10 protein-coding genes are annotated in these 16,273 nt (G+C 36.8%); all 10 read left to right on the top strand.

Annotation, left to right across the window (positions count from 1 at the left end):
- Window positions 1-5 precede the first annotated feature (5 nt).
- Window positions 6-905: a carbohydrate ABC transporter permease gene (locus AC3A54_RS15490; protein WP_396133945.1), complete on the top strand. Its 900-nt coding sequence runs from the start codon at window positions 6-8 to the stop codon at window positions 903-905.
- A 191-nt stretch (window positions 906-1,096) separates the two neighbouring features.
- Entirely contained in the window at window positions 1,097-2,761 is a 1,665-nt protein-coding gene (locus tag AC3A54_RS15485; RefSeq protein WP_487655112.1) for a type 2 periplasmic-binding domain-containing protein, read from the top strand.
- 322 nt (window positions 2,762-3,083) lie between these two features.
- Window positions 3,084-4,940 (top strand): sensor histidine kinase, encoded by a 1,857-nt coding sequence (locus AC3A54_RS15480; RefSeq protein ID WP_487655111.1) that lies wholly within the window; start codon window positions 3,084-3,086, stop codon window positions 4,938-4,940.
- Window positions 4,933-6,456 (top strand): response regulator transcription factor, encoded by a 1,524-nt coding sequence (locus AC3A54_RS15475; protein WP_487655110.1) that lies wholly within the window; start codon window positions 4,933-4,935, stop codon window positions 6,454-6,456. The genes AC3A54_RS15480 and AC3A54_RS15475 overlap by 8 nt, the downstream gene beginning before the upstream one ends.
- A 217-nt stretch (window positions 6,457-6,673) precedes the next feature.
- The gene (locus tag AC3A54_RS15470; protein WP_487655109.1) at window positions 6,674-9,862 is read left to right on the top strand and encodes a cellobiose phosphorylase; all 3,189 of its coding nucleotides are present in this window, start codon (window positions 6,674-6,676) and stop codon (window positions 9,860-9,862) included.
- Between the two features lie 16 nt (window positions 9,863-9,878).
- Window positions 9,879-11,222 (top strand): glycoside hydrolase family 30 protein, encoded by a 1,344-nt coding sequence (locus AC3A54_RS15465; RefSeq protein WP_487655108.1) that lies wholly within the window; start codon window positions 9,879-9,881, stop codon window positions 11,220-11,222.
- 98 nt (window positions 11,223-11,320) lie between these two features.
- Entirely contained in the window at window positions 11,321-14,263 is a 2,943-nt protein-coding gene (locus AC3A54_RS15460) for a carbohydrate binding domain-containing protein (protein WP_487655107.1), read from the top strand.
- A gap of 457 nt (window positions 14,264-14,720) precedes the next feature.
- Entirely contained in the window at window positions 14,721-15,032 is a 312-nt protein-coding gene (locus AC3A54_RS15455) for a hypothetical protein (RefSeq protein WP_335533421.1), read from the top strand.
- Between the two features lie 195 nt (window positions 15,033-15,227).
- A complete protein-coding gene (locus AC3A54_RS15450) occupies window positions 15,228-15,620 on the top strand; it encodes a hypothetical protein (RefSeq protein WP_487655106.1) in 393 nt (130 codons plus the stop codon).
- A gap of 134 nt (window positions 15,621-15,754) precedes the next feature.
- Window positions 15,755-16,252, top strand: coding sequence for a MarR family winged helix-turn-helix transcriptional regulator (locus AC3A54_RS15445; protein ID WP_487655105.1), 498 nt, complete (start codon window positions 15,755-15,757; stop codon window positions 16,250-16,252).
- Window positions 16,253-16,273 lie beyond the last annotated feature (21 nt).

The raw sequence follows: 16,273 nt of genomic DNA, 5'->3' as shown, positions 1-16,273 counted from the left end.
AAAGCATGTTTAAGATTTTTAGATTAAACAGACGAACGAAGAAAGAGTATATTTTTGACAATATCAACATCCTTCTCATGCTCTTGATATGCGCCATCACCATCTATCCCATCTGGTATGTCATTATTAATTCTTTTAATGAGGGTATGGATGCCATGAAGGGCGGCATTTATTGGTGGCCAAGGGAATTTACCATTGAAAATTATAAAGCGGTATTTGCTAATCCAGGGATTGTAACATCATTTGGGGTCACGGTTGCTAAAACGGTAATCGGAACAGCCATTCATGTGTTTTTTACAGCAATGGTAGCCTATGCGTTTTCTAGAAAAGAATTAATAGGTAGAAATATATATATGTTTATTGGAGTTATAACAATGTTCTTTAGCGGAGGGTTAATTCCCTATTTCCTGCTAATCAGAGATTTAGGTTTATATGATAATTTCTTAGTCTATATTATACCAGCTATGTTTAACTTCTTTGACCTAATCATATTTGTTTCCTTCTTTAGAGAGCTCCCTGCCTCATTGGAAGAAGCAGCAAAAATTGACGGCGCGAATGACTTTATGATCTTCCTTAAGGTGATTATTCCTTTATCTATGCCAGTCATTGCAACCATTGCGTTATTCCATGGAGTCTACCAATGGAATGATTATTTTGCAGGGGTTATCTTCGTCAACAATCCAGACTTGCAGCCGATCCAAACGTACCTTTACAAGGTCGTTGCAGAGTCAAGTTCTAATCAGATGATGGTAAATGCACCTGGAGGAATTGCAGCAAAAACAGTAACCTCCCAATCCATAAAACTAGCAACAATGGTTGTAACCACCTTGCCTATTATGCTGGTGTATCCATTCCTGCAAAAGTATTTTGTTAAAGGAATGCTAATTGGTTCTGTTAAAGGATGATTTATTTTGGTTTAAATTTTCTCCTTAGGAGATGTTTAAATAAATACTAAATGCGTTACAATTCTACACTCTTTTTATACAGTTTCAGAGTTATAATGATGGGTATTGACTTGAATAAATAGCTTTGTACTACATAAAAAGAGTGGCAGTTGTATCGCCAAAAAAAGACAAATTGATGAGAGGGGTTCAGCATGAAAATGAATTTTTGGTCCAAAAGTTTCATCTTAACACTGGTTTTAGCACTTTTCTTAGCTGTAATGACAGCTGGATGTTCTTCGAAGACAGATGAAACCGCTTCCTCAAAAGAAAAGAAAGAAAATAAAACAACAGCTTCGGCAGATGAGCCAGGCTGGAAGAAAGATACATCACCGATTACCTTTGATTGGTATGTAAACTTTTCATGGTTTACTGGTAAATGGGGTGATGATGCCGTTTCAAAATATGTAACAGATAAAACAGGTGTATCAGTCAACTTCATCTCTCCAGCGGGGAATGAGGCAGAAAAAATGAATACAATGATTGCATCAGGTCAACTGCCAGATTTCATCACACTCGGCTGGTGGGAAGATGCAGTTAAGAAAATGATTGAAGGAAAGCTTGTACTTCCATTAAATGAACTAGCAGATCAATATGATCCATACTTCGTTAAAGTTACAGACCCAACTAAGATTGAGTGGTTTAAGCAGGAAGACGGAAATACCTATGGTTATCCAAATGCTTCTTCGTCACCAAAGGATTTCGAAAAGTATAAAGACCTTAAACCATCAAACCAAACATTCTTAGTAAGAAAAGATATGTATGAAGCTATCGGTAGTCCTGACATGAGTACACCAGAAGGCTTCCTAAAAGCGCTTGAAGCAGCAAAAGAAAAATACCCAACTGTAAACGGTGCACCACTTATTCCATTTGGATTAAATGAATTTACTGATGTAGGGAATACTTCTTTAGAAGGATATCTTCAGAATTTCTTAGCTATCCCAATGGAAAAAGACGGAAAAATTTATGATCGTACTAAGGATTCTGAATACCTCCGCTGGTTAAAGACGTTCAGATTAGCGAATGAAAAAGGACTCTTATCTAAAGATATCTTTATTGATAAACGCCCTCAAATGGAAGAAAAGATTGCGCAAGGTAGATATTTTGCTATGTTATATCAGCGCAGTGACCTTGCAGCACAAGAACAGGCATTATATGCAAAAGATCCAAATTCTGTTTACATTGCAGTAGATGGTCCTAAGAATACCAAAGGTGACGAGCCTACCCTTGCAGGAGACGGCATTTCAGGATGGACGGTTACGTTAATCTCTAAGAATGTTAAGGACAAGGAAAGAGCCATTAAATTCTTAAGTTATTTAATTAGTGAAGAAGGACAAAAGGATTTATACATGGGTAAAGAAGGTCTTACCTATGATATGGTGAACGGTAAACCTGAGTTTAAGCCAGAAGTACTAGATCTATTAAACAAGGATCGTGCGGCATTTGACCAAAAGTACGGCGCTTCATTTAAATATTGGATGTTAATGGATACCAACCTGAGCCTTGATTGGGCTCCACCAACTGCTGAGCCAGCTAAACAAATGGAAGACTGGACAAAAGGAAAAACAGTTAGCTTTGCAGCATTCGACGGTATCAGCCCTACTGGAACATCACCAGAAGGGATTGCAGCAAGCAAAATTGCCCAATTATGGGGTAAAACTTTACCAAAACTATTACTAGCTAAGTCAGATAAAGAGTTCGATTCAATGTTTAAAGACTTCCTGAAGAAACGTGATTCTTACGGTTTAGATAAGGTTGAAAAATACCAGCAAGAAATGTATGAAGCAAACAAGAAGAAGTTAGAAGTTGGAAGTAAGTAATCATAATCCAGACAGAGGCTGACCCCAAAGGGTATAGTCTCTGTTTGCATTTTTATCTATTCTAAAGGTTGTGTAAAGAATATAGTTGACTTTTATACCCTGTTGATTGGAGCGGAAGGTGCGAAGACTCCTGTGGGAGTATGGTTCAGGGGAGACCCCGCAGGCGCTAGCGCCGAGGAGGCTCCCCGAAACACCCACGAACCGCTCGCACCTGGAGCGGAAATCAACAGGCAATTTTAACAGAGACATTCTAAAAAATCATTTGTTTTTAGGTGTGAAAAAATTATACTTGAAATATATTAAATACTTCAGGGGGATCATCATGGCATTTTCCATCATTCATAAGTTAAAGTTGTTAATAGACCGATTGTCTTTGCAAAAAAAATTAGTCGGTTTATATATTATTATCATTATGATTCCTATTATGACCTTTACCCTGAGGTATACCCATCAACTTTTCGATAGTGCATTAAAAGATGTTGAAAACAAAAATGAACACATGTTAGAAATTGAAAAAATTCATATCTTGAACAATATTGAAACCATAAGACGAACAGCTCAAATGATCGTTGCAGATCGTTCATTTATAGATTATGTGAAATACCGCAATGACACAAATATTAGTGATTTAATAGATTTTAATACGAAATCTATCTCCAATGTTAGTAAATTGCAGTTTAACAACCCTACTATAGAAAATATTCATGTCTATACTTCCAATCCTTATATCACCGAGATGTGGCCCATTTTGTTTCGGGAAAAAAGAATTTTAGACAAGCCTTGGCTGGATGAGGTGAATGCCCTTAATGGGACTGAATTATGGTGGTTCGAAGAGGATCATGATATTCTTGGCAGGCAAACCTCGAAAAATCAGTCTAAAATCTCTTTATTACGAGAAATAGAATACCCTAAAGATGAGCATCTAGGCATTATTGAAGTAGACATGCTCCTGTACAATTTCTTTCCGAAAATGTTTAGCTCCGTTAAGGAGCCTACTTCTGAAATGATTGTAATAGATGCCAAAGGAAACATCATTCAAAATCCCTATAATAACTTCTTGAAAGAAAAGCAAGTCAATCTAACAAATTTAAAGAAATCGTTTGAAGCAAATAAGAAAAAGAAAAACAATAGTTTTCTTTTTAAAAATGAAAACACAGAATATATGGTTGTATCCGTTTACATTGATGGGATAGACTCCTATATGTTAAATTTGATTTCTTTAGAAGGTATTTATAAACAAATTACTAAGACAAGATATATGGTTTTAGTAGGGATTGTTGTTTTAATCATTATTTTATCCCTGCTTACCAATGCTTTAACTAGATTCCTTTTAAAAAGAATGATGGAATTGATTGAATCAATGAAGAGAGTAGAAAAAGGAGATTTTTCCGTAAATGTGGATATAAGTGATCACAATGAAATAGGACAGCTTGCTACTCATTTTCGTAATATGTTGAATAAAATAAATGAATTAATAACAGAAGCAGTCAATAAACAGGCTGCTAAAAAAGAAGCAGAGCTAAATGCCTTAAAAACTCAAATTGATTCCCATTTTCTTTACAATACTTTAGAAAACATTAAGATGATGGCCGAAATTGAGGGTAATTATCAGATTTCAGATTCAGTTACCTCCTTAGGTGAGATGATGAGGTATAACCTAAAATGGAAAAATGATGTAGTATGTTTAAAAGAAGAAATTGAACACATTAGAAACTATATTAATATAATGGATTTGCGGTTAGATGGAGGGTTAACGCTTAAAGTAGAGGTTCCACCTGAACTAAAAGAACAAGAAATTTTAAAAATGTCTCTTCAACCTATTATAGAAAATTCGGTGAAACACGGAATAAGACCCAACTTATTGAAAGGACCGGGAATCATTGAAGTAAGAGCTAGAATAGAAGAGGATCTTGTTTTTATAGAAGTGGAAGATAATGGTATCGGTATACCATTAGAACAAACAGCCAGCTTAAATAACAGAATAAACTCTGACCAACCAATCGCTGAGACGGACAGGGGAAAAGGTAATGGGATTGGACTTAGAAATCTAAACGAAAGAATTACTTTATACTATGGAAATGATTATGGATTAACAGTCGTAAGTGTTCTTGACGAAGGAACTACTGTCATAATCAAACTGCCATATAGAAGCATCAAGGGGGCGGGAAGCAATGTATAAGATTTTGATCGTTGACGATGAAAAGATGATTCGTTTGGGAATTAAGGCAATGATTGATAGAGAATTTTTAGATGTTTTTACGACTGAAACGGCATTTGACGGAATGGATGCCTTAGAAAAGATTCAGAATGATAAGATTGACATCTTAATTACAGATATAAAAATGCCGAGGATGGATGGTATTACACTCATCAAACAGATTCAGTGTATGAAAATTCCTATACCAGCTACTATTATTCTTAGTGGCTTTGATGACTTTGAATATGCGAAAGCAGCGATTAAATGTCGAGTGAAAGATTACCTTTTAAAACCAGTGAAACGCCATGAGCTATATCAAGATTTGGAAGATATCCTAAACGAACTTAAAGTCAATAATCAGATGGCATTCCAGCACCTAGATGAATTTCGAGCAAATCAGTTAAATTATATGTTATTGAACCCCAACCTTGATGAAGGAAAAATTGTAGACCTATGTAGCAATATGCAAATAGAAGCCTATCTGGAGGGGTACTATGTTGGTGTTGTGAAAAATTGTAAAAAAATTGATGGCGAGGTTCTGCTCGGAAGAATTAAGGATTTCTTCAAGACAGAGCATAGAAGTAATGTCATTTGTTTTCTAGATAAAGATGAGCATGTTGTGGTTATAACAAAGGATAATATGTTCGTTGAATTAAATGAGTTCTTAGGTAAACAAAGATACTTTAGCTATTCGATAGCAGTAAGTGAAAAGAAGCAGAAATTAAAAGCTTTAAGGGAGGGTTATGTAGAGGCAATCTATTCTCTTAAATATCACTTCCTTTTTCCAGCAAATCAGCTTGTATTCTATGAGCATGTAAAAGGAAAACCTACTAATTTAACTATACCTGTAGATATACTAAAAAAGGTCGTTAATATGATAGGAACTGAACGGGAGCAAGAAATAAAATTGCACCTATTAAAGGTCCTTGACTATGATAACATAGCAAAAAATAATATTACGTATATGGAAGCACTCAGTAAAGAAATCAACCACATTATTTTCGAAAATACAATTACTAAGTTTGGAAAAGAGTCTAATGATGTAACATGTCTTTATGAGAAGATCCAGGATATTTACAACTTTGAAAACTTTCATGAGTATTATCGTGACGTTGAAGAATTGTTGCTTCGCTTACATGAATACCATAAAAAGCTAAGACAAGTTTATTCAGAACAAAAATATATGGATAAGGCATTACGCTATATAGAAGAAAACTTTTCAAAGGATTTAAATCTTGCTGTTGTATCCAATTATATCTCTCTTAATTACTCTTATTTCAGCCATATGTTCAAAGAGTATACTAATCAAAACTTTGTAGATTACCTGAAAATGATACGGATTAATCATGCTAAAAAACTATTAGCAGATTCAGAGTACAAAGTGTTTGAAATCAGTGAAATGGTGGGGTATAAAAATCCAAAACAATTTACGAGAGTCTTCCGAGAAATTGAAGGAGTATCTCCAACCGAATATAGAGAACAAAAAATGTACAGGTGAGCGATTTTGCTCATCTTTTTTTTGTTTTCAAAACCTTTTCCAAACACATTTGTCCTGTTTCTAAAATATTGACACCTGATACAAAATTCACTATCTAAAGAAGAGTTTCTTTCAACGATACAATAAGAATGAAAGGAAAAATCCTTTTTACAGATAAATGATTACGCTTTCAGTTTGTTGTTTTCTATCAAAAATACATACATCGAGGTGCAGAAATATGGCTAATTACCGATTTAATGAAGAACAATATTTTGTTATCGAACAATTTGATAAGGCAAAACCATTTTCTAGTTTTCTTCCAGGTCTAGCTGGGTTATACGGCATTCCCATGTGGTCTTTTTATGTCAACCGCGGTCAGGGAATTGTTAGCTTTGGAATAAAGGATAAAAATAATGCAATTACAGAATTTTATCCAGCTAATCAGGCATATGAACGAGTTTCAACGAACGGGTTTCGTACTTTTATAAAGGTGAAGGACTCAAGCGGAGAATTCATTTTTGAACCATTCACAACCTATCAACCCTCTGAAAACCCAACACGAAGAATGTTTATAAAGGAAAACGAGTTAAAACTAGAAGAAATCAATGATGAACACGGCGTAAAAACTATAGTCACCTATTTCACAATGCCTAATGAAAACTACGCCGGACTGGTTCGTAAAGTTGAACTGATTAATATTTCTGACCGTACTTTAGATTTGGAGGTAGTGGATGGTTTGGCTTCCATTATACCGTTTGGGGTTGAAGACGCCGCCTATAAAGCAGTAGGAAATACGCTAAAAAGCTGGATGGATGTTTTTAATCTAGATAAGAAAATTCCTTATTACCGTGTCAGATCTTCTACAAATGATACAGCAGAAGTAGAAGAAGTAACGAAAGGGCATTTCTATTTGAGTTTTTTAAATAATGGCGAGCTATTGGAACCTATTGTAGATGCAGACCTGATTTTTGGATTTAACACTTCTAAGACGTATCCGACGGAATTCGCTACCCAGTCGGTTGATACTATTATTTCTAGTAAACCTATTACAGCTAATAAGGTACCTTCTGGTTTTTCCGGCATTTCTAAGGAACTAAATCCAGGAGAGCATGCTACCCTTTACACGCTTATTGGACATGTTATGGATATTGAAATTATCAATGAGAAAGCAAAGGAAATAACATCAAAGGAGTATATGGAGCGAAAATATCTAGAGGCAAATAAACTAGTTAGTGATTTGACAAAGGACATCTATACAAAGACAAACAATCCATTATTTGATGCTTATTGTCAGCAAAGTTACTTGGATAATATTTTACGAGGCGGATACCCAGTCCTCCTTCCTACAGAGCATGCTCCATTTGTTTATTATGTATTTTCACGTAAACACGGAGATTTAGAAAGAGACTACAACTTTTTCTCCCTTGCTCCTGAGTTTTTCTCCCAGGGGAATGGAAATTTCCGGGATGTAAACCAAAACCGAAGAAATGATGTGTTTTTCCATCCTGAAATAGGAGATTACAATATTAAATTATTCATGAGTCTCATTCAAGCAGATGGGTATAATCCACTCGTAGTCAAAGGGTCAAGTTTTGAACTTGAAGAAAAAACGAAATTAGATTGGCTTCAGTGTCTATTTGAACACTCTTCCGATTATGAGTACATCTTGAAGAAGCTACAAAGAGCCTTCACACCTGGGGACCTATTGCAAACCATAGTCGACCGAAAAATGTCCCTGACCACTTCGTTGCCAGAGTTTTTAAAAACCATACTTACGAGGAGCAAGCAAAGTGTTGAGGCAGAATTTGGGGAAGGGTACTGGATGGATCACTGGACCTACAACCTTGATTTAATTGAAAACTTTTTAAAGATCTATCCGGAAAAGAGAAGTCAGCTATTATTTGAGGATGATAGTTATAGGTACTTCTCAAGTCCTGTTTATGTTAAGCCACGTTCAGAAAAGTATGTGCTAAAAGACAAGTCCGTACGACAATATAACGCGATTGTTGAAGCGAATCATGAGCAAACAGGTAATTGGGTAAAGTCTCATACGGGAGAAGAGTATACAACAAATTTATTTAGCAAATTATTTACGCTCGGACTTGTTAAGTTTGCAACCCTTGACCCGTTGGGAATGGGCATTGAAATGGAAGCGAATAAACCAGGCTGGAATGATTCAATGAACGGCTTGCCAGGATTATTGGGTTCAGCATTAAGTGAAACCCTCGAATTAAGACGGGTACTTGAGTTTAATTTAAACACTTGTAAAACAGAAAGCCAGCGGATTTCTCTGCCAGTTGAAGTGTATCAGTTGCTTCTGACTGTTGTGGAAGGATTGCAGAAATTCAACACGCAGGAGATTAATCATTTTCAGTATTGGGATTATATAGCAACAGCCCGTGAACAATATCGTGAAGAAGTAAGGCATGGCTTCAGAGAAGAGGAAGTCTTACTTTCATTAAAAGAGCTGGAAACATTTACGAGGGACTTCCTTTGTAAGGTGGATGAGGGAATTGAGAGAGCTATCGAATTAGGGAATGGACTGGTTCCAACTTATCTTTACTATGAAGCTGCAAGCTATGAAAAAATCATAGGTGAAACTGGGGTGGAGATGGCTAATGAACTTGGGCTTCCTTTTGTAAATGTAACCGACTTTAAGGTACACGTCCTTCCTCATTTTCTTGAAGGACCAGCAAGAGCGTTCAAAACAACTTCATCTCAAAATGCTAGAAAGATGTATCAGGCAGTCAGAGAATCAGATATCTTTGATTCCAAACTCCATATGTATAAAACCTCTGCATCACTTGAAATGGAAACCTATGAAATTGGTCGTTCAAGAGCTTTCACACCTGGGTGGCTTGAACGTGAATCCATCTTTATGCACATGGAATTTAAATATCTTCTTGGCGTGTTAAAAGCAGGGCTTTATGAGGAATTCTTTCAAGACATAAAGTACGCTCTTCCACCGTTTATGAATCCTGAAGTATATGGGAGAAGTGTATTAGAGAATTCTTCCTTTATTGCAAGTAGTGTAAATCCTGATCCGAAAGTTCATGGACAGGGATTCGTGGCAAGACTTAGTGGAACAACAGCTGAATTTCTGACGATGTGGCAGACGATGATGATGGGGAAAGAAGTGTTTTCTGAGAAAGAAGAGAGTCTTACATTATGTCTGCAGCCGATTTTACCGGATTGGTTATTTGATGAGAGGGGAAGAGTCGAATTTTCTTTCTTAGGACGAACTCTAGTAACCTATCATAATCCTAAAAGAAAAAATACGTTTGGAATCGATGGTGTTTCAACCAAAAAGTATATTCTGTATGGTAAAGACGGTGCAGTTACAGTGAATAACGTAAGAATTGAAGCTCCATACGCTCAAATGGTAAGAGCGGGAGAAATCAATAGAATCGAAGTTTACCTAGACTAAATAGATTGGGATGGTATTGGTGAAAATAAAAGTCATACAAACGGCTAAAAACACAGGTGAACGATTTATAGAAAAGGGAACACCATTGGTTACAACTGGTGTCCCCTTACATGGAACTACTATTCTACGAATTAATTTTGGGGAAAGATACCAAACGTTTATGGGTTTTGGAGGTGCTTTTACAGAGGCAGCAGCCTACACACTTGCACAAATTCCAGATGAGGGTAGAAAACAAGTGATAGAGAGCTATTTTAATAAAGATACTGGCCTCGGATATACATTGGGAAGAACTCATATTCATAGCTGTGATTTTGCTTTGGGGAACTATACGTATGTTGAGGAAAATGATGCTGAGCTAAAGACCTTTTCAATTGAGCGGGAGCAAAAATATGTCCTGCCTTTAATCAAAGAAGCCATGAAAGAAGGAGACCAAGAATTAACCCTTCTTTCCTCCCCGTGGAGTCCGCCTGCATGGATGAAAACAAATAATGAGATGAATAATGGCGGCAAGCTTAAGCCAGAGTATTTTTCTGCTTGGGCGATGTATTACGCAAAATATATTAAGGCGATGGAAGCAGAAGGAATTCCTATATGGGGTGTTACTGTCCAAAATGAGCCTGAAGCAACTCAAGTCTGGGATTCATGCAGGTACACTGCAGAGGAAGAAAGAGATTTTGTGAAAAATTACTTAGGACCTACCTTAGAGCGAGAGGGACTGCAGGAGAAGAAAATTATTATATGGGATCATAATCGTGACGTCGCCTACGAACGTGCAACTACTATATTGTCAGATTCTGAGGCCTCTAAATATATATGGGGAACAGGGCTCCATTGGTATGTCTCAGAGGAATTTGAGAACCTATCGAAAATTCATCAAGAGTTTCCAGATAAACATTTAATATTTACAGAAGGCTGTATTGAAGGTGGTGTTCAACTAGGCGCTTGGCATACCGGTGAACGTTATGCTCGTAACATCATCGGAGATCTTAATAATTGGTTAGAAGGATGGATTGATTGGAATCTGGTTCTCAATGAAAAGGGAGGACCTAATCATGTGGGGAATTACTGCGATGCACCTATCATTGTCGATACAAAAACAGGTGAAATCCATTATAACAGTTCCTACTATTATATCGGTCATTTTAGTAAATATATTAAGCCAAATGCGGTGAGAGTTGGATTTGAACTAGAGTCGGAAACATTAATGGCAACAGCCTTTATAAATGTAAATGGGTCACTGGCTGTTGTCATTATGAATCCCTGTGATCTGCCAGAATCAGTCACGATAGATTTAGAAGGAGAGTTTACAGAGGTAAGGCTTCCAGAGCATTCCATCACTACCTTGCTGATAGAAAAATAGATAAAGAGACTTTAAAAATTACAGAATGTTCGCAAGGGAGGTGATATTTTTAAAAACTACACTTTTTAATGCATATGAATATTGAAGGAGGGAAAGGTTTGAAGAAAAAAATAGCGATTATTATGAGTGCGATGCTGCTTATGCCGGGAAACCTATTGGCAGCAGAAGCAAGCAGTAAGCTATCACAAAATGAGAAGGTTGAGCTGAACCACTCGAACAAATCTGAATGGTCACTTGTTTGGTCTGATGAATTTGATGGAACAGAGATTGATCACACCAAATGGGGCTATGATATTGGGAACTGGATGAAAGATAGCGAAGGAACTGCAATCACGCCTGGTTGGGGAAACAATGAAAAGGAATATTATACTGATTCTAAGGAAAACTCCTATGTAAAAGACGGCAAGCTCGTGATTAAAGCAAAAAAAGAGCAGGTATCGGATGAATTAGGCACATACGAATATACATCAGCGAAGTTAAAAACAAAAAACCTTTACAGTAAAAAGTATGGACGTTATGAAATTAAAGCAAAGATGCCAACTGGTAAAGGTCTATGGCCAGCGATTTGGATGCTTCCAGAAGATGATAAATATGGTTCTTGGGCTGCTTCAGGAGAGATCGATATTGCCGAGGGCTGGGGCAGCAGACCAAATACGGTGGCTGGAACGATCCATTATGGGGAGAGCTGGCCCAATAACAAATTTATAGGTAAGGAATATACATTGCCTAAACAAAGAGGAGTTGATAAGTGGCATACGTATGCGCTGGAATGGGAGCCGGGAGAAATTCGATGGTATGTGGATGGGGAACTATATGAAACTCAAAATAAATGGTACTCCAAAGGAAAAGATAATGCAGCAAAATATTCCTTCCCAGCACCATTTGACCAGGAATTTTACTTAATTATGAATCTCGCAGTGGGTGGTAATTTTGATGGCGATCCTGATGCAACGACCAAATTTCCAAGCCAAATGGAGATTGATTATGTCCGTGTATATGATTTGAAGAAGAGAGATTACCGTGAGCCAGTTGAACCTGCTCTAGAGCCAGTTGTTTTACCTGATAATGCAAAACAACCTTTAGCAGATGGCAATTTAATCTATGATAATCAATACGAACAACCAGTTACAGACATTGCGCAGTCGGATATTGATTTGAATCCGCTTTATTGGAATTTTGTCCATCTACCGGATTTCGGTGGTTCGGGCTCAGTTAGTAAGGATTCAATAAATGGGGTTAATTTTTCAAAAATTACGATTGAAAATCCTGGGACGCAGTTGTATTCCCTACAGCAGATTCAAAACCTTTCACTTGGCAAGGGTGGAAAGTATAAAGTAAGTTTTGATGCGAAATCTGCAACTGTCCGAAATATGATGGTTAAGGTTGGAGCTGGGGCTTCAAGAGGATGGGCCAAATATTCCAATGAAGAAACCTTTATGCTTAGTGACCAAGTTCAAACCTATGGATTTACGTTTGATATGTTAAATGACACAGATCTTGAATCTAGACTTGAGTTTAACTTAGGTGGAAATGGGACAAGCCCTGTATGGATCGGAAATGTTCGTGTGGAAGATATTACAGGATTACCTGAAGATTATGATGCCGCGAAACAGCCGCTTCCAGATGGAAATCATGTCTATAATGGGACGTTTGACCAAGGCAGTATGGATCGAATGACTTATTGGAATTTTGTAACGGCAGGTGCTTCAGCAAACATCTCGGTGAATGAGGCAACCCGGGAATTACATGTTTCCATTCAGGATGACGGTGAAAATCCCGATGCCGTACAGGTTAACCAGAAAGGAATGTACTTTGTAAAGGGAAATGACTATAAAGCAACCTTTAAAGTAAGAGCGGATCAACCGAGGACCATCCAAGTGGATTTTAGGAGTCAAGACGGAAAAAGAAGCTTTTCCGGTCCACAAACCATCGAACTTACACCTACTATGGAAGAAAAAACAGTCGCTTTTACGATGCCTGACACCGTAACAGATAAGAATGGCCAATTTGTTTTTAACTTTGGAGAGCAAACTGCGGATGTTTATCTAGATGATGTAAGATTAATTAAGACCTCCGATGATGTGGATTATGGCAATATAGATTTATTCCCTCTTAAAAATGGAAGCTTTAATGATGGGCTAAATACTTGGGGCAATTATATTCATTATGATGCAAGTGCACAAATTACTGCCGATAATGGCGAGGCAAAAGTGGCTATTGGAAATGAAGGTAATGAAACGTGGAGTATTTTGCTTCAACAGGAAAACATGAGCCTGGCAAAGGGAGTAACGTATGAAGTGTCCTTTGATGCTCGTTCTACCAAGCCAAGAGATATCGAGGTAACGGTTGAGAATGCTCAATACAATCGATATTTTGATCAAAAGGCAGCACTTACAGATCAAATGCAGTCGTATACATTTGATTTAAAAATGCCAACAGATGATTTAACAGCGATTAAATTCCAACTAGGAAAATCATCTAGTTCACCATTAGGTGCCCATGATGTATTTATTGATAATGTCGTTCTTAAAGTTAAGGGGATGGAGCCTCCTGTTCCAGGAACGACAAAAACTGCTGGAATTGATAATGGAGCCTTCGATCAAGGTACAGATGATTGGTCTGCCTGGTGGGGTGACCAGTGGAGCGGTTATGCTGGAGGTACTATGACTTCTGAAAATGGTAAACTAAAGGTTGATATAACACAGGTTGGGGGGGCAAGCTATTCGCCTCAAGTTTTTCAGAAGGACTTGCTATTTGAAAAGGGAGCAAGTTATACCGTTGAGTTTGATGCAAGTGCTGATATAGCCAGAAAAATGAACATCAATATTGGAAAAGAACTCACATCTGATCCATGGTTTATTTCCTATGCTCCAACTCAAACCTTTGATTTATCAAGCGAGATAAAGCGGTACAGCTTTACCTTTACAATGACTGAAGACACCTTCTCTGATGGAAAAATTGTTTTCGAACTAGGAAACATCGCCGGTGGAAATGCAGCTACCACCGTGTACTTGGATAACATAAATATTAGTCAAAATTAAGTGCCTAAGTGCCTAGGGGACGGTTCTGCTGGTTTTTTGATTTAAGGAGACCTTGCAAAGCCAAAAGAACCGCCCCTGTGGCATCCCTTGGCAAACACTCGAATTTTGTCGAATCATAGGTTGTTGACAAGCTTATCGGTTCATGAAATTATTATATTGAAAACTTCACTTAGCCTCTAGTGCTTACCCACAATTTTTAAACCCCTTGCATACATGAAACCCATAAAGAATGAAAACAAAACAACTAGTGAATTATGCCAACGTTTCTGAATAACCTCCTAATTGAATCTTCACATTCTCACCAAAACACCTTTTCATATTCCATCCTGTTTCAACAAATAATGTTTTAATAAAAAACTGAAAGGAGTGATAAACAAAGTAACTACTTATTATATTTTAAAAGATTCCATTGCCACTATACTTTCTGGTATTTTTTAATTTTGAAGGAGGATAAATAATGGGTCACGATATTTATGGAGTCAATAAGGCAGGAAAAGAAATTGCTTATGCACGTTTTAGCATGGGGAATTATAATGCTACTATACTGTACAGCCTACTTGAGGCAAATAAATACTATGCAGGAGTTAGTGGGTCAGGAGACTGGTCTACCTTCTCCATACAACAAATTGAAAAAGCTTTGAATAAGTACAAGCAATTATATAAAAATGGTGATTCTCAAAATTGGGATCTAAAACAAATCCTAGATTTTATACAAAACTGTTTAGAAACAGCAAAAAAAGAAGAGAGTGTAAAAGTGTATTTTGGTTAAATTGATATTTTCGTAATTAAGATTCCATTCTAGTAAACCTGCAATCTTCCCCTTTGATTTTCACCATTTTAAATCCACAATCATGCCGTCTTATAATTAACTTCCTAATTAAAGTGATGAAAAAAATATATTCATTTAATAACTAGAATAAATGGGAAAGTTGCCGTTAAATCCGAATGAAAAAGGAGCGGTAGTATGAATGCAGTTCTGAGTAAAATTGCTCAAGGGGTCACAGTTTGTTATTCAGAGATTTTCCCTAATCAAGACAACGATTTTTTTCCCTTAGATTGTATGGAGAAGCTATTTTTGGTCGCTGACTCATATTGTATGAATCCTGATTGTACATGCCAAGAGGCAGTTCTTCATTTTCTACAAGTTTATCCGAGAGAAGAAAGGAAAGCTGACAGTTTTATGATCAGGTTTAAGCTTAATGGCAGAGGATATAAAATTCATGAACGTGGCAAATTCAATAAACGTGAGATACAGACCGTCGTCATGCATTTTACGGCCGACGGCAAGATTCTAAGCCTATTAAATGAACGTTTTAAGGAAATGAAGGAAAAGGCAAAAGAAATAATTCAAAGTTAACCGCAAACCCAAGGTGCTTGATTCCTAAGGAAACCTTTTAATTGACAAATAAGTTATAAAATTTTACGATAGATAGCACACGATGTATCTTATGGGATACATCGTGTGCTATTTTTTCGGAAGGTGGTTAGTAAATGGTGGAAAAAGCCATTTTTATTCGGGAATCTATAGATCTGTTACAAAGTTATATTATGAAAAGTCTTCAGAAGCATTCCGAAGAGCGGGGTGTCACGATTCCTCAAGCAAGAGTAATAGGAGAAGTGTTTGCTCATAAAAAAATCAGTATTAAACATCTTTCTCAAAACCTAAAAATGACCCAAAGTACGGTTTCAGATATCGTTGAACGACTTACTTCAAAAGAGCTTCTAGTGAAAACTCCAAACCCTAATGATAAACGTTCTGTGGAGATTTCACTTTCCAACGAATTATCAAAAGGAATCAATGAGGACATAACGGATATAGCAAATAAGTCACTAGTAGATGTCTTAAGTCTATTAAACCCAAATGAACAGGAGATTGTTGAGAAGGGTATGAGATTATTGGTTTCGGCTGTTAAGGAAAAAATGGAGTCAGAAGGAATGGATAATCGTGAATTTTTTGATGTTTTGTACTTTCAAGAAAAAACAAAATAAATTTCTACAATAACGGAGGAT

It is taken from the genome of Neobacillus sp. Soil_C_43, from assembly GCF_057656715.1.
The sequence above is the reverse complement of the archived record's forward strand: the minus strand, read 5'-3'. Positions and strand labels throughout refer to the sequence as shown.

Coding starts and splice junctions, on each gene's coding strand:
- AC3A54_RS15490 (WP_396133945.1), top strand. CDS start 6: ATGTTTAAGATTTTTAGATTAAACAGACGAACGAAGAAAGAGTATATT.
- AC3A54_RS15485 (WP_487655112.1), top strand. CDS start 1,097: ATGAAAATGAATTTTTGGTCCAAAAGTTTCATCTTAACACTGGTTTTA.
- AC3A54_RS15480 (WP_487655111.1), top strand. CDS start 3,084: ATGGCATTTTCCATCATTCATAAGTTAAAGTTGTTAATAGACCGATTG.
- AC3A54_RS15475 (WP_487655110.1), top strand. CDS start 4,933: ATGTATAAGATTTTGATCGTTGACGATGAAAAGATGATTCGTTTGGGA.
- AC3A54_RS15470 (WP_487655109.1), top strand. CDS start 6,674: ATGGCTAATTACCGATTTAATGAAGAACAATATTTTGTTATCGAACAA.
- AC3A54_RS15455 (WP_335533421.1), top strand. CDS start 14,721: ATGGGTCACGATATTTATGGAGTCAATAAGGCAGGAAAAGAAATTGCT.
- AC3A54_RS15450 (WP_487655106.1), top strand. CDS start 15,228: ATGAATGCAGTTCTGAGTAAAATTGCTCAAGGGGTCACAGTTTGTTAT.
- AC3A54_RS15445 (WP_487655105.1), top strand. CDS start 15,755: ATGGTGGAAAAAGCCATTTTTATTCGGGAATCTATAGATCTGTTACAA.